The 18,386-nt window shown below is 44.6% G+C and carries 21 protein-coding genes and 1 pseudogene; 14 read left to right on the top strand and 8 right to left on the bottom strand.

The window, feature by feature from the left end; genetic code table 11:
- Positions 1-141 precede the first annotated feature (141 nt).
- From ACX6CI_RS16375 to ACX6CI_RS16355, 5 genes are all read left to right on the top strand, one after another.
- Positions 142-1,248, top strand: a complete 1,107-nt coding sequence (locus ACX6CI_RS16375) for a SprT-like domain-containing protein (protein WP_458774724.1) — start codon at positions 142-144, stop codon at positions 1,246-1,248.
- 176 nt (positions 1,249-1,424) lie between these two features.
- Positions 1,425-2,357, top strand: coding sequence for a metal ABC transporter solute-binding protein, Zn/Mn family (locus ACX6CI_RS16370; protein ID WP_458774723.1), 933 nt, complete (start codon positions 1,425-1,427; stop codon positions 2,355-2,357).
- Positions 2,354-3,151 (top strand): metal ABC transporter ATP-binding protein, encoded by a 798-nt coding sequence (locus ACX6CI_RS16365; protein WP_458774722.1) that lies wholly within the window; start codon positions 2,354-2,356, stop codon positions 3,149-3,151. The genes ACX6CI_RS16370 and ACX6CI_RS16365 overlap by 4 nt, the downstream gene beginning before the upstream one ends.
- A complete protein-coding gene (locus ACX6CI_RS16360) occupies positions 3,144-3,983 on the top strand; it encodes a metal ABC transporter permease (protein WP_458774721.1) in 840 nt (279 codons plus the stop codon). Before ACX6CI_RS16365 ends, ACX6CI_RS16360 begins: the two co-directional genes overlap by 8 nt.
- A gap of 11 nt (positions 3,984-3,994) precedes the next feature.
- Positions 3,995-4,477, top strand: coding sequence for a DUF4442 domain-containing protein (locus ACX6CI_RS16355; RefSeq protein ID WP_458774720.1), 483 nt, complete (start codon positions 3,995-3,997; stop codon positions 4,475-4,477).
- Between the two features lie 30 nt (positions 4,478-4,507).
- Here the strand turns inward: ACX6CI_RS16355 and ACX6CI_RS16350 are convergent, their stop codons facing one another.
- Complete coding sequence (locus ACX6CI_RS16350; protein ID WP_458774719.1) at positions 4,508-4,669, bottom strand: hypothetical protein; 162 nt, start codon at positions 4,667-4,669, stop codon at positions 4,508-4,510.
- A gap of 198 nt (positions 4,670-4,867) precedes the next feature.
- Between ACX6CI_RS16350 and ACX6CI_RS16345 the strand changes: the two genes are divergently transcribed.
- On the top strand, positions 4,868-5,878 hold the full coding sequence (locus tag ACX6CI_RS16345; RefSeq protein WP_458774718.1) for a DnaJ C-terminal domain-containing protein: 1,011 nt from the start codon (positions 4,868-4,870) through the stop codon (positions 5,876-5,878).
- 73 nt (positions 5,879-5,951) lie between these two features.
- Here the strand turns inward: ACX6CI_RS16345 and ACX6CI_RS16340 are convergent, their stop codons facing one another.
- The 4 genes from ACX6CI_RS16340 to rsmB form a co-directional block, all read right to left on the bottom strand.
- Positions 5,952-6,284, bottom strand: a complete 333-nt coding sequence (locus ACX6CI_RS16340) for a hypothetical protein (RefSeq protein WP_458774717.1) — start codon at positions 6,282-6,284, stop codon at positions 5,952-5,954.
- A gap of 235 nt (positions 6,285-6,519) precedes the next feature.
- Positions 6,520-7,620 (bottom strand): M24 family metallopeptidase, encoded by a 1,101-nt coding sequence (locus ACX6CI_RS16335; protein WP_458774716.1) that lies wholly within the window; start codon positions 7,618-7,620, stop codon positions 6,520-6,522.
- 62 nt (positions 7,621-7,682) lie between these two features.
- The gene (locus ACX6CI_RS16330; protein WP_458774715.1) at positions 7,683-8,273 is read right to left on the bottom strand and encodes a DUF6657 family protein; all 591 of its coding nucleotides are present in this window, start codon (positions 8,271-8,273) and stop codon (positions 7,683-7,685) included.
- 170 nt (positions 8,274-8,443) lie between these two features.
- On the bottom strand, positions 8,444-9,802 hold the full coding sequence (rsmB, locus tag ACX6CI_RS16325) for a 16S rRNA (cytosine(967)-C(5))-methyltransferase RsmB (RefSeq protein ID WP_458774714.1): 1,359 nt from the start codon (positions 9,800-9,802) through the stop codon (positions 8,444-8,446).
- 278 nt (positions 9,803-10,080) lie between these two features.
- On the opposite strand from rsmB, the gene ACX6CI_RS16320 reads away from it, so the two are divergent.
- From ACX6CI_RS16320 to ACX6CI_RS16310, 3 genes are all read left to right on the top strand, one after another.
- Positions 10,081-11,091 carry an amino acid ABC transporter substrate-binding protein gene (locus ACX6CI_RS16320; RefSeq protein WP_458774713.1) on the top strand — a complete coding sequence of 337 codons (1,011 nt, stop codon included), beginning with the start codon at positions 10,081-10,083 and terminating at the stop codon, positions 11,089-11,091.
- Between the two features lie 25 nt (positions 11,092-11,116).
- Positions 11,117-11,572 (top strand): hypothetical protein, encoded by a 456-nt coding sequence (locus ACX6CI_RS16315; RefSeq protein WP_458774712.1) that lies wholly within the window; start codon positions 11,117-11,119, stop codon positions 11,570-11,572.
- 84 nt (positions 11,573-11,656) lie between these two features.
- Positions 11,657-12,127: a hypothetical protein gene (locus tag ACX6CI_RS16310; protein ID WP_458774711.1), complete on the top strand. Its 471-nt coding sequence runs from the start codon at positions 11,657-11,659 to the stop codon at positions 12,125-12,127.
- Between the two features lie 37 nt (positions 12,128-12,164).
- On the opposite strand, the gene ACX6CI_RS16305 is transcribed toward ACX6CI_RS16310, so the two are convergent.
- Complete coding sequence (locus ACX6CI_RS16305) at positions 12,165-12,836, bottom strand: uracil-DNA glycosylase family protein (protein ID WP_458774710.1); 672 nt, start codon at positions 12,834-12,836, stop codon at positions 12,165-12,167.
- Between the two features lie 96 nt (positions 12,837-12,932).
- On the opposite strand from ACX6CI_RS16305, the gene mrcB reads away from it, so the two are divergent.
- From mrcB to ACX6CI_RS16280, 5 genes and pseudogenes are all read left to right on the top strand, one after another.
- A complete protein-coding gene (gene mrcB / locus ACX6CI_RS16300) occupies positions 12,933-15,224 on the top strand; it encodes a penicillin-binding protein 1B (RefSeq protein WP_458774709.1) in 2,292 nt (763 codons plus the stop codon).
- Between the two features lie 20 nt (positions 15,225-15,244).
- Positions 15,245-15,706, top strand: coding sequence for a tetratricopeptide repeat protein (locus ACX6CI_RS16295; protein WP_458774708.1), 462 nt, complete (start codon positions 15,245-15,247; stop codon positions 15,704-15,706).
- 30 nt (positions 15,707-15,736) lie between these two features.
- The gene (locus ACX6CI_RS16290) at positions 15,737-16,417 is read left to right on the top strand and encodes a Rossmann-fold NAD(P)-binding domain-containing protein (RefSeq protein ID WP_458774707.1); all 681 of its coding nucleotides are present in this window, start codon (positions 15,737-15,739) and stop codon (positions 16,415-16,417) included.
- A 225-nt stretch (positions 16,418-16,642) separates the two neighbouring features.
- Positions 16,643-17,071: a YidB family protein gene (locus tag ACX6CI_RS16285; protein WP_458774706.1), complete on the top strand. Its 429-nt coding sequence runs from the start codon at positions 16,643-16,645 to the stop codon at positions 17,069-17,071.
- Positions 17,072-17,137: 66 nt separating this feature from the next.
- Positions 17,138-17,430, top strand: a pseudogene (locus ACX6CI_RS16280) (SpoIIAA family protein).
- A gap of 20 nt (positions 17,431-17,450) precedes the next feature.
- Here the strand turns inward: ACX6CI_RS16280 and ACX6CI_RS16275 are convergent.
- Both ACX6CI_RS16275 and ACX6CI_RS16270 read right to left on the bottom strand, forming a co-directional pair.
- Complete coding sequence (locus ACX6CI_RS16275; protein ID WP_458774705.1) at positions 17,451-17,699, bottom strand: hypothetical protein; 249 nt, start codon at positions 17,697-17,699, stop codon at positions 17,451-17,453.
- A 51-nt stretch (positions 17,700-17,750) separates the two neighbouring features.
- The gene (locus ACX6CI_RS16270) at positions 17,751-18,377 is read right to left on the bottom strand and encodes a hypothetical protein (protein ID WP_458774704.1); all 627 of its coding nucleotides are present in this window, start codon (positions 18,375-18,377) and stop codon (positions 17,751-17,753) included.
- Between the last annotated feature and the right edge of the window lie 9 nt (positions 18,378-18,386).

Below are 18,386 nucleotides of genomic sequence, written 5' to 3'. Positions count from 1 at the left end.
CAAGTGACGGGGAGGTAATCCTTTGAATATGAACTATTTTACACCCAGTGTAAAGTATACTGGCGATACAAGGAATATCAAGGTGGCCTGGAGTAATATTTACCAGATATTTAAGATTGTAACCTGCTTAAAGGGGGGAAGTTGAAAATTGATAAAAACAGTCTCATGCGCTTTTGGCTCACTCGGCTGCAGGAAGAGTTTTCTATAATTTGTCGTACCCATGGAGTGATGCTGGAACCACCAGTTTTTGAGATCTCAAGTGGTACAACTCAGTTGGGGTGCTGGCAGAGTACGACCCGGAATTTACGGATCAGTGAAGACGTTATTCTCTCGTATCCGTGGAGCACCACCTTACAGGTTCTACGCCATGAGATGGCCCACCAGTATTGCTCGGAAGTTATTGGTGAAGAGACCTTGGCCCACGGGGAGGAATTTCAATCTGCCTGTATACTTTTAGGTGTCCTGCCAGAGTTCAGGGGGAGCCGTGTGCTTTCAGTGGAGTTACTCAAGGAACTGTCTAATGTGGAGTATGGTGCCGGGCAGACAAGCACAGTACTGCAAAAAATAGAAAAACTGCTGGCACTGGGGGAGTCGCCAAATATTCACGAAGCAGAAGCTGCTCTACAAAAAGCCAGTATGCTTATTGATAAGTACCATGTTCAGCACCTCAAATCTCCTGGCCATGAGGATTTTACGGTTAAGGTGATAGAAACCGGAAAAAAACAGGTAGCGACCTATAAACGTCATATTTGCAGAATCTTAAAGGATTTCTTCTATGTGAGGGTGGTGTTGTCTGAGGCCTATGTACCGGTGTCAAATGGCAGGCAGAAAACCATTGAGATTATGGGCACAAGGGAGAACACATCCATCGCTGAATATTGTTACTATTTTTTGGAGAATCAGTTGGATGTGCTATGGAGGGAATTTCGCAGTAGCGCTAAAGTCAGTGGAAGAACCCAGAAAAACAGTTATTACCTCGGTGTGGTCTTAGGATTTTTCCACAAACTTAGTGAGCAGAACGTGTCACCGACCTCTGAAAGAAGTGAGCAAAAAGAGCTTCTGGTGCTCGAAGACAGGAGGCTTGATAGTTTTGTACAGATGTGTTTTCCTCGTTTAAGACGCTCGCGTTCCCGCAGTAGTCGTTTAGATAGCGATACCTACCACAAAGGGATGGTAGAGGGGCGAAAGCTGACCCTTACTGCCGGAGTTAACCATAAAAAATCTTATGGGCTCAATTATTTAGAGTAAGCTCAGTAGCTCCTGATACCGAGGCTATTTAATTATTGGAAAAAGGAATACTCCGCAATATACTTGGCTTACAATATGTTGTACCTTAGAAATTCGCTCGAGGTCTTCGCATATCTGAAGTCTGGGCGTATTTTTTATCTAACGGAATTATTTTAATTAATTATAGGGGCGGAACTATGCGTCAATACATTGTTTTTTGTGTCAGCTTATTGTGGCTGATGCTGAGTAGCTCGGCTCTTGTGGCCGCTGAAAAGCCGACTGTTTTTGTAAGTATTCTACCTCAAAAATATTTCGTTGAGCAGTTAGCTGGCGGGCTTGTTGATGTGGAGGTGATGGTTAAGCCCGGGGCAAGTCCTGCGACCTATGAGCCGAAAGTTTCCCAGATGAAAAAACTTGCATCCAGTGCCGTTTATTTTTCCATCGGGGTACCCTTTGAGAGGGCCTGGCTCGAGAGAATAGCCGGAGTTAACCCGCAGATGCTCGTTGTGAAAACTGATGCAGGTATTGAAAAAAATGCTATGGAAAAACATCTTCATGAAGATGATGGCCACGAAGAAGACGATGATCATGATGGCCATGGACATGAAGATGAACATGGAGACCATGACGCAGCCATGGAAGATGGTCTTGATCCCCATATCTGGCTCTCTCCTACGCTGGTGCAAAAGCAGACTGTGATACTTGCAGCCGCACTTACAAAGCTACTCCCGGAAGAAAGCAAAAGGATTGAAAAAAATTTGAGCGTTTTTAACAATCAAATTGAAGAACTCGATATGGAACTGCATACGATCTTGAAGGATAAAAAGGGGATGGGGTTTATGGTCTTCCATCCTTCCTGGGGCTATTTTGCAGAGAACTATGGCTTGAGGCAGATACCCATAGAGTTTGAGGGCAAGGGACCAAAATCATCACAGCTTAAGGAACTGATTCTTTTTGCCAGACAACAAAATATTCAGGTTATTTTCGCCCAGCCTCAGTTTTCCACTAAAAGTGCCCGACTGATCGCCCGGGAAATTAAGGGCGAAGTTATAACCGTGGACCCTCTGGCAGAGAAGTGGCTGGATAACATGAAGCTTGTTGCTAAGCAATTTAGGGATGCTATACAATGAACATTGTCAGTATCACCGAGCCCATAGTTGAAATTTCCCACCTCTGCTATTCAAATAGTGGGGTTGATATTCTTCACGATATTAATCTGACTGTTAATAAAGGGGATTTTATTTCGATCATCGGTCCAAATGGGGGCGGTAAAACCACCCTGCTTAAACTTATTTTAGGCTTACTCAAACCCACCAGAGGTAGTATCGAGATAAAAAAGAACACACGAGGTGGAAGTGGGGAGGCGGCAATTGGCTATGTGCCCCAACATGTGAATCATAATTTGAGTTTTCCAGCTACAGCGCTGGATGTGGTTCTCATGGGAAATCATAAGCCGGGGAGGAGGTTTCGTTTCGGTAATACTGCTGCAGAGCGTGAAAATGCACGCGATACACTTGCAAAGCTCGGTATCGGTGACTGTGCAGAACGAAAAATAATTGCCCTTTCAGGGGGGCAGAGGCAACGGGTGCTCATTGCCCGGGCCCTTGTTTCACATCCAAGGCTTCTGGTGCTGGACGAACCCACCGCTTCTATCGATACCAAGGGTCAAACTGAGTTTTACGAACTACTTGTGGAGTTAAATAAGGAGTTAACTATTCTTATGGTCAGCCATGATCTCCTTGTGGTCTCCAACTACGCTAAATCCATAGCCTGTCTCAATAAACGGATGCATTATCATCAATCCTTTGGCTCTTCAAGCGACGTCCTTGACGCCTTCTACTCCTGTTCAGTTGAGGAAATATGCCCGGTGGGAGTTCTTTCCCAGGGAAAGCCGGAAGGTCAGCAGGAGGCAGAAAATGATTGAAGCCTTACAGTTTGAATTTATTCGTAACGCGCTCATGGCGGGGCTTCTTGCCTCTATTATCTGTGGGGTTGTAGGTACGCTGATCGTAGTAAATAGGCTGGTTTTTTTGTCGGGTGGTATTGCCCACAGTGCATATGGCGGGATAGGTCTTGCTTTTTTTATGGGCTGGCCCTATATGCTTGGGGCGACCAGCTTTGCCTTTGCCTCCTCTATGATTATGGCTGCTGTTTCGATAAAATCAAAGCAGCGGGCGGACACAATTATAGGGGTGATGTGGTCGGTTGGTATGGCCACAGGTATACTGCTTCTTGATATGACGCCCGGCTACAACGTTGATTTGATGAGCTATTTGTTTGGCTCCATTCTAAGCGTTCCGGGGTCTGAGCTTATAGGCATGGCGGCGCTCACAGTTGCCATACTGTTTATCATATTTTTCTTTTATGATGACCTGCTTGCAATGTCATATGATGAGGAATTTGCCCAGGTACGTGGTGTTGCCGTTCGGCCCCTCTATTTCATGCTGATCGGTACAGTGGCAATAACGGTAGTCATCGTGGTGCAGGTTGTGGGTCTTATTCTGGTGATCGCCTTACTTACCATTCCTCCCTATATTTCCGAGAAATACACAAAATCGCTGCTGCAGATGATGATGCTCTCCTGTCTTTTGGGAATGGGGTTTATTGCAGCCGGACTCTGGGGTGCCTACAGATACGACCTAACCTCAGGCGCTGCTATAATTTTTGTGGCTGGTGCAGGTTTCTTTCTCTCTCTTGGTCTCGATACCATAGTGGCTCAGAGGAAGAAACGACTTTGGCATAAGGCTCATGAATAGGTATGAGCATTATGAAAACTAGATTTGACCCGATGAATCATCCCCACCTGTTTCGGTTTATGCTCAATAGCTGGCCACCGTATCTTGGTGCAGGGGTTCGCGTGGAAGATATAAGTGAGGACTGGAGAAATATTAAAGTTGGCATGAAACTCCGATGGTATAACAAGAATTATCTGCGGAGTCACTTTGGTGGCAGTCTGTTTTCTATGACCGATCCATTTTTAGTCTTGATGCTCATAGCCAACCTGGGAAAGGACTATATTATCTGGGACAGTTCTGCAAAAATCAAATTTGTCCAACCGGGCCGAGGTAGGGTGATGGCTCATTTCATGCTTGACGAGGAAAAATTAGCTGAACTCCGTGAAAAGGCTGCCTCCGGTAAAAAGATGCATGAAAACTTTCGTGTGGATATCTTTGATGAGGCACATTCTCCCGTAGCTCGAGTGTATAAGACGGTTTATATACGCAAGAAAAACGGCGTTAAGTCACCGTGAGCATTGGACGAGTTTACTACTTTGACTTCCTTAAAGTCTCAGCCAGAGAATGCGGTAGGCGTAGATATACAACCCTGTTGATATGACTATTCCAAAGGGGTTGTGGAGCAGGGCAATGGCCAGGAAGCCAACAAGTATGCAAAAAAGTGGAAATCCATGATATAAAGTTTTGGGCAGTCTGATCTTCATCATTTCACCTCCATCATATCTTTTATACTTTTCTTATTTTACCATTTTCCACCCACTATGGACAGGGATTTGGGTTGGTGCAGAGGTTACTTGAGCTGCATATTACTAAAGATGCAATGTTGACAAAAGTAATATTATGGCTAATGTCTTGTGTGAAATAATGATTAATCTGAGTAAAAACTTGGAATATGGAGCAAAGTCATGCATACACAAGACTACTATGCGATTCTTGGTATCTCTAAAAACGCTTCCAATGATGATATTCGAAAAGCGTACCGCACAGCTGCACGTAAGTTTCATCCAGATATAAATAAGGATGCAGGTGCTGAGGATCGGTTTAAGGAGATTGGAGAGGCGTATGAGGTACTAAAAGATAGTAAAAAACGAAAACTATACGATCAGTATGGTAAGAAATGGAAGGAAGCTGAAACTGCGGGTGCAGAGCATGGCTTTAGCGGGTTTAGTGATTTTAATGCAAAAAATGGAAAATATGATAACGGTTCACACCAGTATTACTCTGGCCAGGGTCGGTTCTCACAATCTGAAAACCTCGATGATATACTAAGTCAATTGTTCGGGCAGGCAGGATCTTTTTCAGGTGCTGGAGAACATACTGGTTGGGCTCAGAGCAGTGAGGGAATGCAAGATGCACCTATGGAGTACGAACTTCAGGTAAGTCTAGAGGATGTGTATCACGGCCGCGTGAAGCATATTTCTCTACCGATATTTGAAAGAGGAACTCTGGGGCAAGTAGAGCAGGCAAATAAAGAAATTAAGGTCACAATCCCTAAAGGTGTAACCGATGGTTCTGTGATCAGACTAGGTAGTGCAGGAGCCAATAACGAAAAACTGCATATCCGACTTAAAATATTGCCCCATAGTCGCTATAGCGTGAATGAGTATGACCTCAAGACTGTAGTGGCAGTATCTCCATGGGAGGCAATGTTGGGGGCAAAAATACCTGTGGAGACCTTGAGTGGTGATGTAAAGGTAACAGTTCCTAAAGGGGCCCAAAATGGTAAGCAATTACGAGTAAAGGCTAAGGGGCTGACTAAAAAGGATGGTACAGCAGGCGATCTTATTGTGATTCTTGAAATTCGTTTGCCGACTAGTTTAAGTGATAGTGAGGAAACACTACTCAAAACTCTGGCAACTGAGTCTCAGTTTGATCCCCGAAAGGACCAGGAGCAGAAGCCGGTGAAGGTCATGTGATAAAAATAGGACAGAAGCAAAGTCAAGAACAAGAAGGGCGGACCTGTTATGGTTCGCCTTTCTCTTTGTATTATTAAGCGTTGATCATCTCTTCTTTTAGCATTTTATCCATAAAATCCAGGACAAATTGTCTCTGTGTGCTTGTTGCATGGGCGATGCAGGTACAGTGGAGATTGGTCTGGCTGCGAACGAGCAGTTCAAACTTTACCCCGTCTCGTGTGACTTCAACGGCCAGGTAAAAAGGCCCGTGATCTTCGTGGCCTTGCTGGGCCTCAGAGAGCAGGTCAGGGGGGAGTTCCATCCAGTATAAACCAACCATAGGCCCCTGCTTTAAGGTACGTTTCAGGTAAGAGTCAATATTGTCCTGCTCCATGGGAGAGAGTTCATCAATTACTATTTGCCGCATTGCGAAAATCCTTGTGCTTGTGGTGTTAATTTGAAATTTGAATTTCTTAAAACATTTCCGAAGATCCAAAGCCCCGCTGCGCGGGATAAGAGCCTTTGTTGTTAAAAGCTGATTCGGTTCTCAACTCTAACCCCGCTACGCGGGATAAGAGCCTTGTGGGTAACTTGTTAGTTCCTCTTTTTAGACGATGGAATTTTTGTGTTTTGTTCGTTGTAACTGTTTTCTAAATAAGGCTCTAAATATCCAACCAGGTACAATTAGAGTTGAAGTTTTCAAAGCCATCTTCTCTAACAACACCCATGTTTTCAAGGCGTATCCCTCCCCAGCCGGGGATGTATATTCCAGGCTCCACTGTGACAATCATACCAGCTTTGAGCTTTTTCTTACTTCGTGGGGAAAGAGATGGACCCTCGTGGACAGCAAGTCCAACGCCATGACCAAGGGAGTGGCCAAAATATTTTCCAAAACCAGCCTTATCAATAATGTTTCTGGCGGCTGCATCAGCTTCACTGCAAGGGATGCCAGCGCGGATTGCAGCCATCCCTGCAAGCTGGGCCTTTCTTACAATACGGTGTAGCTTTATATATTTTTTGCTAGCTTTATGTGGAACAAAATTCCTCGTCATATCAGAGCAATAACCATCTAAGATAAGTCCCATGTCAATGGTGAGACTTTTGTTCTTTTTAATACGGTCAGTGCCTGGAACAGCATGGGGAAGTGCACCATTAGAACCGGTTGCAACAATTGTATCAAAGCTTGGACGTTCTGCCCCATACCTACGCATAGCAGTTTCTATGGCTATGGCCACATCAATCTCGGATTTGTAGTCTTTAAAAGAGGAGAAAACGTCTTCAAAAACCTTCTCATTGAGCTGGACAGATTTCTTGAGAATGGAGATCTCATCGTCATCTTTGATCATTCGAAGAGATTCAACCAGCCCTTCCAGGGGGGATATCGTAACCCTCTTTTTCCCCAACTGTTCAGTCATCTGTTTCACAGTGCTGTGCAGGGTGTAGTGGGCTTCAAAACCAAGGGTCTTTATTCCAAGATCCGGCAGCATTCTGCTGAGAAGTTCAATGAGTCCCTTGGGGTAGAGCAGTACCTGAATATCACTTGTTTCTTTTTCAGCCTGAATCTTGAAACGGAAATCAGTGAGGAGAAATACAGGACCTTTTTGAGGAACCAGAAGCACACCGGAAGTTTCGGCAATGCCATGGTCTCCACCACTGTAGCCTGACAGATATCTGCGATTTTCAGGCTGGGAGATCAGTATTGCATCCAGCTTTTTCCGACGCAGTTTTTTTCGGAGTTTCTGTAACCGAAGTTGGTAGTTCATTGCTTCTGTGTCCTGTTTGTACAGCTGCTGTTTCTAAGTGAGGTGCTTAGCTAACATTAAAATTATCCCTGTTGTGAAAAAAGCTGCAGGATCATGTCTTTGCGCTGGGTCATGGCATCGTTGTACTGATTGTTCAGGCTGGTCATCATCTTGTTAAGCTCTTCGTTAAACTGAGGATGCATAACCGGATTGATTTCTTCCTGGGATTCCTGACCCATGGACATCTGCTGCTGTTGAATCTGGGCCTTGAGGGCATCTTTGAGCTGCTGTGTGCTCTGTTCTTGATGCTGGCCGTATTGTGCTAAAATCTGGGCCAGTTCCTGGCAAATTGTTTGGATTTCACCGTTGTTTTGGGAAAGATTGAGAATTCCCTGGAGTGCTGCCTGGCCTGTGACCTCAAGTTCTTCATCCCGTGGCAGAACAATATTTCTCAAAAGGGTCTGGGCCATTCCCTTCATGATTTCTGCCTGATCTGCAGCTGAGTGAGAACCAAGGGATGCACTCAGGTCAGTCTCACCCTGTTTGAGATAATCAGCAGCGAGCTTCATTCCGTCTTTTATCAGGTCTTCATTTGCGACGACCTCTGGAGCTGCCTCTGCCATTCTCGCGGCTCGCTCTAAAACCATTTCCATTGTACTCTTTATTTCAGCCATATTTGGTCCTTTTCTAGTATAAACGAACTATCGATCGAATGTTAAAATGTAATGTATTCAAGAATTGCAGAGACTCTACAACAGAGTATTATCCTTGGCAAAGAAAAAGCTTGGCTTAAGGCATACTTTTATGGGCGCCTTTGTAGATGGACATCTGAGTGTCCATTGGCTCATCCACACTTCATGAGTCGTGCTGCAAAAAATCCATCTATAGAGCCACTGGGCAGGGGATGGAAAAAGCCATCTCTCACGAAATGATGGGCTGATTCCGGAAGAAAATCCCTGCAGTCGGTCAACTCATATTCAGGATTATCCAGAAGAAACGCGTGAACCACTTCTGCGTTTTCCTCAGGCTCAAGTGAGCAGGTTGCATAGACCAGAACCCCGCCGGTTTTAAGCAGTGTTGCCCCATGGGATAGTAGGGCGATCTGTTCAGCCTGATAATATTGTAAATCGTCTAATTGCCTGTTCCAGCGTATGTCCGGATGCCTGCCAATGACTCCGGTTCCAGAACAGGGTGCATCTATGAGAATACCGTCAAAGGATGGGAGTGTTTTTGGGCTGAGATCAAGCAGGCTTGTTTCATGAACCACAAGTGGTGGGGTTTCAAAAAGGCGCTGCATGTTTTCTGCAAGTTTTTCAAGGCGAAAGGATTCGGGGTCTACCGCGTGCACCTGTCCGGTCAGGGGGATAATCTTCTGGATAATATGGGATGTTTTACCACCAAGCCCTGCGCAACCATCGAGATATTGCCCTCCATGGATAAATGGTGATAGCAGGGTTGTTGCAAGTTGAGCCGCCTCGTCCTGAACCTGGAAGAATCCTTTGTCGTAGCCAGGAAGTGCAGCAATAGATCCTGAAAAGTTTGGCAGAATGATAGCTTCACTTGAGTAGCGACCAGCTTCGGCTTCAATGTTATCATCAGCCAGAAGAGCTAAAAAACTGGCCGGATCTACCTGGGTTGTATTGATTCTAAGTGACAGTACGGGAGGTGAGTTATTACTTTCGCAGAGCTGTGTCGTGGCATCATTACCAAAATGTTTTTGCCACCTTGCAACCATCCACTCAGGATGATTAGGAATCTTCTTACCTTTGTGTTTACCCGCTTTTTGTTTCAATTCATCTTTTGTGCGGATAGCTTGTCTCAGAACACCATTTACAAAACCATGGAGACGTTTGTGGATTTTTCCTGCCTTACAGCTATTTACAGCTTCGTTTACCGCAGCTGATTCAGGAATACGCGAGAGAAAGAATATCTGAAATAAGCCGACTGCCAGAGCCTGGTGTACAAAAGGGTCCAGTTTGCGGATTGGGGTTCGGGAGAGCATGGCGAGAATCTTATCAAGAAACTGGCGCTGGCGCAGTACGCCGTACACCAATTGCATGGTGAGGTTACGATCGTTGGATGGAAGATTGTTTTCCTGGACTACACGATCAAAGATGGGTTTTACGGGTTTTTGACTCTTAAATAGGGAACAAAGAATTTTTGCGGCACAATATCTGGCCGATTTGTTGTTTTGTTTTTGCAATGTAGAAGAACCTGCCTGGATTGATGGTGTTGGTATGGAAAAAATAGTGTCGTATATTAACTACAGCGTGATAGTCTACAGTCAGAACTGTTCTTAAAACAATGAGCATCTTATCAGGTATTTTCTCAGCAGGCTATGGAAATAAAGGCGGGGTAACCCGAAGGTTAACAGTAACCGCAGTCGCTGTTTCAATGGACAATTAGCACGGGTGCTGGTATGTTTGTATACATATTGAAAGAACTCTACGTTATGCGAAAAATATTTAATAACATACTGTTATGCAAATTAAAAACTGGATTTTAGCTCTGCTGTTCGGGCTTCTGTTCGCCTCTCAGGTACATGGTTACACCAGGGAGGAAATTGTAAAAAGAGGCTACCTGCAATGTGGGGTGTCCACCGGAGTCCCCGGTTTCTCCTCTGTTGATTCTAAAGGGCAGTGGTCTGGCTTTGATGTTGATTTCTGCAGGGCTGTGGCCGTTGCCACCCTTGGTGACAGTTCAAAAGTTGAGTTCTCTCCTCTTGGGAGCAATGAAGCATACACCGCTCTTCTTTCTGGGAAGGTTGATCTCTTGGCCCGACAGGCTGAGTGGACCTTTACAAGAGATTCTGCACTGTCTGTTCATTTTGTTGGAACCAGTTATTACGATAGCCAGGGGTTTCTTGTGCTGAGTAAATTGCAGGCGGAGTCAGTAAAAGATCTGAAAAAGGCAAAGGTTTGCGTTGCTGTTGATTCCGATGAGGCTGTCCGGCTCGCTGACTATTCAGATCGCAATATAATGGATTTTAAACTCATCCCCTATGAGTCCTGGGAGCTTGCTGTAAAAGGATTAGGTGGTAGTTGTGATGCCATTTCACTTAAACAGTCTCGTTTGTACGGGATTAAAAAAGAGATGAGAAATCCTGATTCTGCGACAATTCTCAGCGATGTCATCGCCAAAGAACCCCTTGGACCAGTGGTTCGACAGGGTGACGATGTCTGGTTTAATATTGTGAGATGGACACTTTTTGCCATGATAAATGGTGAGGAGCTGGGTATTACCAGAGAGAATATTGAATCAATGAAGATTAGTAACCGCCTTGATATGAGGAGGTTTTTCGGTCTTGAGGGAAATAGTGGTATAGGGCTTGGTCTTGGAAGTGACTGGGCGGCGAATATCATTCGACAGGTTGGTAACTATGGGCAAATTTTTGAACGTAACCTGGGGGTCGATTCGTCTTTGAACATAGAGAGGGGAATGAATAAATTATGGACTGATGGCGGGCTGCTTTACGCACCTCCGTTGCGTTAATTTGTTCTATTTAAAAGGGGAAAAGATGTTATATCAAAAATGCATATTCGTTTTATTCTCATTGGTTATTTTGGGCTTTATGCCTGTTGCAACAAATGGATACGCTACTGAGGCGCCTGTGGAAGGTGAAATTACAGCTGCGCAACCAAGCAAATGGAGTAAGGCCGGTAAAGAGATTTCCGAGGCAGTAAAAGCAGTTGGTGAGGCATCTGAGGAAAGTTGGGATAAGACCAAAGATTCCACAGAGAAATCCTATGAGAAAATGAAAAAAAAGAGTGCTGAGGCATGGTCTAGCGCCGTAGATAAGAGCAATGAAATAATAGATAAAACGGTTGAATCCTCTGAGGATGCTGCCAAAAATGCTGCTGAAAAAAGCAAAAAGACCTGGGTAAAAACAAAAGAAGGTTCTGCAGAAATAGTGGATATGACCAAGGCTAAGGTCCATGAAATGACAGCTCCTGAGACTGAGCGTGTTGAGTAAAGAACGTGTGCGGGAGTCTAATTTATAGAGCTCAAAGTCCCTTCTCGTAAGGTATTGTGTGTATAATAGTAGTATAGGAAAAGAATGAAATTACCAAAACAGTTAGAGAAGGAAGGCGTCGAGTCAGGTGTACGGGCGGTATTAGAACAAGAGAGCATCGAGCTTTGTAGTGATTCGAGCATTTCTATTCCTCTTTTAAAACTCAACCCGGAACTGCGTAAACAGATTTGTTTTGCGAAATTTCGAGACGAATTGGTTATTGGTTTTGCTGAGGTTGAAAAGACCTTAAAAAATGAATTGCACGGCTTGCAAAAAGTGAATAATCAGAGCGACCGTGTTTCACGACTGTTACTTGTAACAAATGACGGATCACCAAGATTTTATCGCCAATTAGAATTTCTTCATAAGAGTCAGGGCGGCCGGGTTTTAATTTGTCGGCTGGATGTTGATTCTTTCTCGATGGGAGATATCCTGGACCTCAAAGAGAAGAAGGTGAAGGCTATTCTCTTAAATAGAAAAGAATCTGTTATAAATGTGCTTAAAAGTTTGTTGTAGGCACGTATCCCGGCGTACTTCCCTTTACCGGGGATAGTTATTTCAGAAATACTTCGCGATACTGTTCAATCCGATAATCAAGTGTCGTGTAGTCAGGATGAGCAGCTTTTTTTCTTTTGTACAGCGCCGTACTACCTATTGCCCTGTTTGCAGCATTTGAGGGAGAGGTCAGTGCAATAGTTGTTATCTCTTTTCCCGAATAGGAAAATCTATGTTTTCTGGGAATGGTCTCATGGATACAAGTAAGCTGTAGACCATGTTCTTTAAGTTGTTTCCTGAAGAAATATTCCGGCCCATTTTTAGAACTTCCCCCTGTGAAAATGATTGTGTTTAAGCTTTTATGTGTTCTCAACTGAAAGAGGATATCTCGTAGAATGATGTTGGACATACCAATGTCAGAGGCGTCAATTTTTTGTCGGGTGCATGAGGCTACTATATCGCAGATCCCGATGTGTTGTTTTTTGAGGAAGTTTTTTCGCTCAATGACAGCCTCTGTTGAATTATCAAAGCGAAGGGAGAGATCGAAAATTACGTCGAGAACTGGCCAGAGCATACCGTCACAGCTGCCGTAACAGAAATCTACATCCCTTTCTTTTAATTTTTTTACAGAAAATCGGGGTGGTGGCAGTGTTCCGACAATGATTTTCGTGGTTCCATCTGGTATGAATACATCGTAGGGATGTTCGTGGAGAAAATCGTTCGCGGGCACGTGATAACCTGTAGGTGGATGTAGCGTTAGAAACTTCAAAATTAAGCTTTCTTACTACACTGTGTTCTCTACTTTAAATAAACAACCTCTTGGACCATGAAAAATAGATCATTTTTCCCCGTTTTTCTTTTTCTCGTCATAGCTGTATCAACATCAGTTACTTATTTTACCTACAATTATGTGACGAAGCTTAACAGAGTTATACAACAAAAATTTGATGGAAAAAAATGGGAACTCCCCGCTATAGTCTTTGCAAGACCCTTGGAGCTGTATCCTTCTAAAAAACTTGATCCTGATCTTTTAGAGAAAGAACTTCAGCTCGCCGATTACAGAAAGGAGGCGCCCGTCACAGCAGCCGGCGGATATTTCAGGGAGGGAGGAACCTTTGGCATCTATACAAGGGGTTTTCACTTTGCTTCAGGCTTTGAAAAGTCTGTTGCCATGTATCTCACAATTGAAAATGGTGTCATTTCAACTATTCGCTCCGGGGAGACTGAAGAAGAAATTGACTTTGTACGATTAGATCCTGCCCGCATTGGCAGTTTCCATCCACAAGTTCATGAAGACAGGTTGGTGCTTGCACTTAAAGAGATACCGGATTTACTCCGACTTGGTATCATAGCGGTTGAAGATAAGGCCTTTACGTCTCACCATGGCGTGTCTCCACTTGGTATCGGCCGGGCGCTTATTACAAATTTTAAGGCAGGAAAAACCGTTCAGGGAGGTTCTACGCTCACCCAGCAGTTGGTGAAAAACCTGTATCTTGATCGTGACAGGACATTAAAACGCAAGGTGAATGAGGCCTTAATGGCCCTTCTTCTTGATTATCACTACTCAAAAGATGAAATTCTGGCCGCGTATATCAATGAGGTCTTTCTGGGACAGGATGGTGCAAGGGCCATTCACGGTTTTGGGTTGGCGAGTCAGTTCTACTTTCAAAAGGATTTAAACGATCTTTCGAAGGGCCAGATAGCCACTTTAATCGGAATGGTTAAGGGTGCGTCATATTATGATCCAAGAAGATATCCCGATCGTTGCAAGGCCAGACGAGATGTGGTGCTGGGGGTGTTTCTTGAGGAACAGATCATCACTAAAGAGGAATATCCAGAACTTTTGGCCGAATCTCTTGGATTGGGTTTGAAACAGAAAAATGGTTTTAACCGCTTTCCTGCCTATCTGGATCTTGTTCGTTTTCAATTACAAGATGAATATCAGAAAGATGACCTGCAAACCAGTGGTCTGCGGATACTTACGAACCTCGATCCTCAGGTACAGTGGCAGGTTGAGGATCAGCTCAAAGAGACGCTTGCCAGTATTGGAGAAGGGCGTAATGCGCAAGAGGTTGAGGGAGCAGCCATAATTACAGGCAGGGAAAGTGGGGAAGTTCTTGGTTTAGTTGGTGGAAAAGAAACCTCTTCAGGTAGTTTTAACAGGGCGCTTGATGCGCAGCGTCCCATAGGCTCTCTTGTAAAACCTGCTGTGTTTTTAACCGGTCTTTCAGAAGGTTATACCCTGGCAACTCCACTACTTGACAGTGTGGATGGCCTGGAGTGGAGTGATAGAAACTGGAAACCTAAGAACTATGATAAGAAAGAGCATGGACTGGTACCCTTCTATTATGCCTTGGCCAAATCCTATAATCTTGCGACTATTCACCTGGGGCTCAATGTCGGGGTTGAAAAGGTTATAGAGACCATAGAAAAACTTGGCTATGGAGAGCAGATAGAAGCCTACCCTTCGCTTCTCCTGGGGGCTATTGATATGTCTCCCTTACAGGTGAGTCAACTCTATCAGACTATTGCATCTGGTGGCTTTTATCTGCCGTTACGCTCTATTCAGAGTGTTATAACAAAAGACGGTGAGCTTGTTACCCGCTATGGGCTTGAGATTGAGCAGCGGTTTTCACCGGCCTTGCTGGAGTTGTTGACCCATGCCCTGTCAAGAGTCGTAACCGAAGGGACAGGCCGTGGCTTTCCTTTTAGTCCCGACAGGTTTTACGCGGGTAAAACAGGTACGTCCGATGGCCTTAGAGACAGCTGGTTTGCGGGCTTTTCAAATGATTATAGTGGGGTAGTCTGGCTTGGGAGAGACGACAATAAACCAACGCCGTTTACAGGCAGTTCTGGAGCTCTGAAGGTCTGGGGCAATATAATGGAGTCCCTTGAGGATGGGCCATCTTCTCTGGAACCATCTTCTGATCTTGTCTGGGGTGAAATAGATATACGCTCGATTCATGGTCCTGAATATGAGGGACCATACACAACACGACTTCCGTTTATCAAAGGAACAGAACCCCAAAATACGAGGACATCCGTTTCATCAGGGCTGCAATCCATTGAGCAGGAAGCACGTAACCTTATGAAGTCAATAAATAAATTGTTTAACTAACCCCATGGGGGTGGGATGTCATGGAAGATAATACAAAAAAAAGGTTTACCCAGAAAAAGATATGTTCATTTGCTGTACTACTTTTTATGGGTCTATTCCTCTATGGCTGTGGTGGAAGGCCAGCAGTTCCGGTCTATCATCCGTCAGATCAGCGGGATTATCCGGAGTCCACAACTGAGGATGTACAAGTTACTCCGACACCTCCAGAGACTGATGTTTTGGTCGGACCTGCAGCACCACTGCATAAAAAAGCTCAGGGGTTACTGGCACAAAAGGAGTACCGACAGGCAGAGCTTGCAATGGAACGCGCGTTACGAATTGAGCCAAAGAACGGTTATTACTGGCATACCTTAGCTGAAATTGCCTATTCCCAGCATCAACTTGGTAAAACGGTACAGTTGTGCCTGAAGTCAAAGAGCCTTGCCAGAGGGGACAGTAGGCTCATTCAACTCAATGATCGCCTTATTGCAAAGAGCAAGTAAGAGTATTTCAGACTTTGAGGTCCATGATTCATGCAAAGTGTAGAGATAGAAAAAAAGTCAGTGGTGATGTTAGGTGCAACTGGTGCTGTTGGAACCGAGACGGTTAATAAACTTCTTACCATTGAAAATATCGAGCGACTGACCTTACTTGGTCGCAGGCGCTTTCCAGCCCCAGAGAGCACAAAGGTGCAGCAGGAGACTATTGATATCTTTGATCCAACAAGTTATCAAAGATATCTTGCAGGACATGATACCGCGATTTGTACCCTTGGGGTTGGAGAGCCCAGTAAAATGGGGCGTGAGGAGTTTCTTCGGATCGACAAGGATGCTGTTCTTGATTTTGCGAGAGGATGCAAGGTTGCAGGAATTGTCCATTTTCAACTATTGGCCTCTGTTGCTATTCATCCTCAATCCAGGTCATTTTACCTTCGGACAAAAGGTGAGTTGGTGGAAGAGCTCAAGGGTCTGCAGTTTGAACGGTTGAGTGTTTTTATGCCCTCTATGATTTTAACACCAACGAATCGCTACGGTCTTTCCCAGGCAATTACCCTCAAAATCTGGCCATTACTCACGCCGTTCCTAATGGGGCGATTGCGAAAATACAGAGGGATTCCTGTTGAACGACTGGGCTGTGCAATTGCCAGCAATGTGATAACTAAAGGTTCAGGCTATACAACACTTATCTGGGATGATTTTTTGGCTCTTTGTTAAGTACTCCTTTCTTGTGAGTGTTATCAACTGGGTGGAGCTGGCTTATCAATAAAATTATCCTTATTCTAAGGTCAGGTGAGTAATAACTACCAAAAGCTTACTGGTCTCTCCGTGGTTGATTGATTACCTTCTAAATCGTACCTCAATAGTATATATCTGAGGGCTGATTGTATGGGGGAGGGATATTTTTCAAATGAAATATGACAAAGAGGTGACAGGATGAACATGGACGATTTGCTACAGATGGGCGCAAAGGTATTTAGCGAAAGCAATTTGAGCGGTGATGCAGGGTCTAATCTGGATATTGGCTCAATTGTTTCCGCACTTTCAGGCTTGACAGGTGGTCAGGGTTTTGATCTTGGTTCTATACTGAGTAATCTTGATGCTGGTGGTCTCGGTGATATTGCAAAGTCATGGCTCGGTGATGGTGGTAATGAAGGGATTTCTCCTGAGCAGGTGACAAGTGTTTTAGGCTCAGATAAAATTGCGGATTTTGCCTCACAACTTGGTTTGAGTACAGATGAGGCTGTTGGCGGCTTGTCTGAGGCCCTACCGCAAATCATGGATCAAGGCAGTAGCGGCGGCTCTTTACTCGATGCTATTGGTGGAATTGAGGGCGCTATTGGTCTTGCTGGTAAATTGTTTGGGAAGTAAGAGTCTCCTCATAAATTGAAAACTCCATGGGTGTAACGTACTTCCGGAAAGCTTGATGGTAATGATATGCGGGCAGTACTAGATGAACTCGTAGGGAAGGGGGAGGGGATTGAGGCTGGTCGCATGCTTTACACCATCGGCGATTTTCAATTTCCCACCCTTGGAGCACTTGGAATTGAACTGTCACGTTTGCCTGAACTGTTTACATTGATTAAACGATTCGGCCGTGCTCCAATACTATGCGACAAAACATGGTTAAGACGTTTAGCCAATTTGAGGGAATGTTAATTCCGGGCCTTGAGATAAAAGCCTTTGATAGAGAGGCGGTTGTAGAGGCAGAGGCCTGGCTCGCAGAGTAGCTCTGCGAGCAGGGGAGGTGTTACTGTTTGGTAGCAGTATCAGCCTGGTGTGAATCATCCGTCTTTTCCGGGGCAGGCGGGGTGACTATCACGTTGTCATTTATGTCTTGATCAATTTCCGCCTGTTCATAGAGCAGCATTGCAGGGCCAGATCTTCTTTCTGAGTCATCAACTGTTTTTCTTTCATAGATCGGGACCTTTTGTTGTTGCTGCGCGCAGCCTGTTAAAAAGAGACTGAGTGCAAGGCAGGCGAGTATTTTGTTAATCATAGTAGTGTCCAGAAAGGTTGATGACAGGTACTTATCCCCAGCGTACCGGGCTTATTTATTTTGAGCCATAAAAATCTTTGAGAGTGGATCAGAGGTGATCATAGCATATATTGAAGCAGGTTTATCACTCTCTTTTACTTTTGATTCCTCACCTTCTTTGGGTTTGTCTGATGGCCTGATAGGTTGATCGCTTGAAAATTTGACCGTTGCGATTATCTCGGAATCTGTAGATTTAGCCAGGTCAAAAAGGTCCTGAGGTATGTGACCTTCTCTGTTAAATGCCCAGTATACGAGCTTGTCATGGGCCATTTTCGTTGGCTCTTCAAACTGCATCATCAGCTCACCAACCATGTTCTTCATGTCTTGCTGGGAAGCTGAACGATTTTCTTTGTACAAGCCTATAACCATATCGTCCGCGCTACTGGCGATGACAAAGATGGAGTTATCCTGAAATTTGTAGCTCCCTTTTATGGTTTTCTCTATCGCATTTTTCTTGGCGGTCTCTTTTTGTCGTTCAGTGAGTGTCTGGCCAAGAACGTAATCACCAAAGCCAAGTTTCAGCTCTGAAATTTGACCTCCAAGGCGTTTCATTGCAGTAGCACCATCCTCAGCCAGTAGTTGGCTGGCGGAAGTCAAGGCGAAGAGTAGACTCAGTAGCAGCAGATACATATTTCTCATAATCTTGTT

The sequence above is a fragment of the Desulforhopalus glucosivorans genome, from assembly GCF_054397165.1.
This window is presented reverse-complemented; position numbering and strand designations above follow the sequence as displayed.

Bases quoted from the DNA above. Each gene is read 5' to 3' on its own strand.
- ACX6CI_RS16370 (WP_458774723.1), top strand. From the start codon at position 1,425: ATGCGTCAATACATTGTTTTTTGTGTCAGCTTATTGTGGCTGATGCTG.
- ACX6CI_RS16365 (WP_458774722.1), top strand. From the start codon at position 2,354: ATGAACATTGTCAGTATCACCGAGCCCATAGTTGAAATTTCCCACCTC.
- ACX6CI_RS16360 (WP_458774721.1), top strand. From the start codon at position 3,144: ATGATTGAAGCCTTACAGTTTGAATTTATTCGTAACGCGCTCATGGCG.
- ACX6CI_RS16355 (WP_458774720.1), top strand. From the start codon at position 3,995: ATGAAAACTAGATTTGACCCGATGAATCATCCCCACCTGTTTCGGTTT.
- ACX6CI_RS16350 (WP_458774719.1), bottom strand. From the start codon at position 4,669: ATGATGAAGATCAGACTGCCCAAAACTTTATATCATGGATTTCCACTT.
- ACX6CI_RS16345 (WP_458774718.1), top strand. From the start codon at position 4,868: ATGCATACACAAGACTACTATGCGATTCTTGGTATCTCTAAAAACGCT.
- ACX6CI_RS16340 (WP_458774717.1), bottom strand. From the start codon at position 6,284: ATGCGGCAAATAGTAATTGATGAACTCTCTCCCATGGAGCAGGACAAT.
- ACX6CI_RS16335 (WP_458774716.1), bottom strand. From the start codon at position 7,620: ATGAACTACCAACTTCGGTTACAGAAACTCCGAAAAAAACTGCGTCGG.
- ACX6CI_RS16330 (WP_458774715.1), bottom strand. From the start codon at position 8,273: ATGGCTGAAATAAAGAGTACAATGGAAATGGTTTTAGAGCGAGCCGCG.
- ACX6CI_RS16320 (WP_458774713.1), top strand. From the start codon at position 10,081: ATGCAAATTAAAAACTGGATTTTAGCTCTGCTGTTCGGGCTTCTGTTC.
- ACX6CI_RS16315 (WP_458774712.1), top strand. From the start codon at position 11,117: ATGTTATATCAAAAATGCATATTCGTTTTATTCTCATTGGTTATTTTG.
- ACX6CI_RS16310 (WP_458774711.1), top strand. From the start codon at position 11,657: ATGAAATTACCAAAACAGTTAGAGAAGGAAGGCGTCGAGTCAGGTGTA.
- mrcB (WP_458774709.1), top strand. From the start codon at position 12,933: ATGAAAAATAGATCATTTTTCCCCGTTTTTCTTTTTCTCGTCATAGCT.
- ACX6CI_RS16295 (WP_458774708.1), top strand. From the start codon at position 15,245: ATGGAAGATAATACAAAAAAAAGGTTTACCCAGAAAAAGATATGTTCA.
- ACX6CI_RS16290 (WP_458774707.1), top strand. From the start codon at position 15,737: ATGCAAAGTGTAGAGATAGAAAAAAAGTCAGTGGTGATGTTAGGTGCA.
- ACX6CI_RS16285 (WP_458774706.1), top strand. From the start codon at position 16,643: ATGGACGATTTGCTACAGATGGGCGCAAAGGTATTTAGCGAAAGCAAT.
- ACX6CI_RS16275 (WP_458774705.1), bottom strand. From the start codon at position 17,699: ATGATTAACAAAATACTCGCCTGCCTTGCACTCAGTCTCTTTTTAACA.
- ACX6CI_RS16270 (WP_458774704.1), bottom strand. From the start codon at position 18,377: ATGAGAAATATGTATCTGCTGCTACTGAGTCTACTCTTCGCCTTGACT.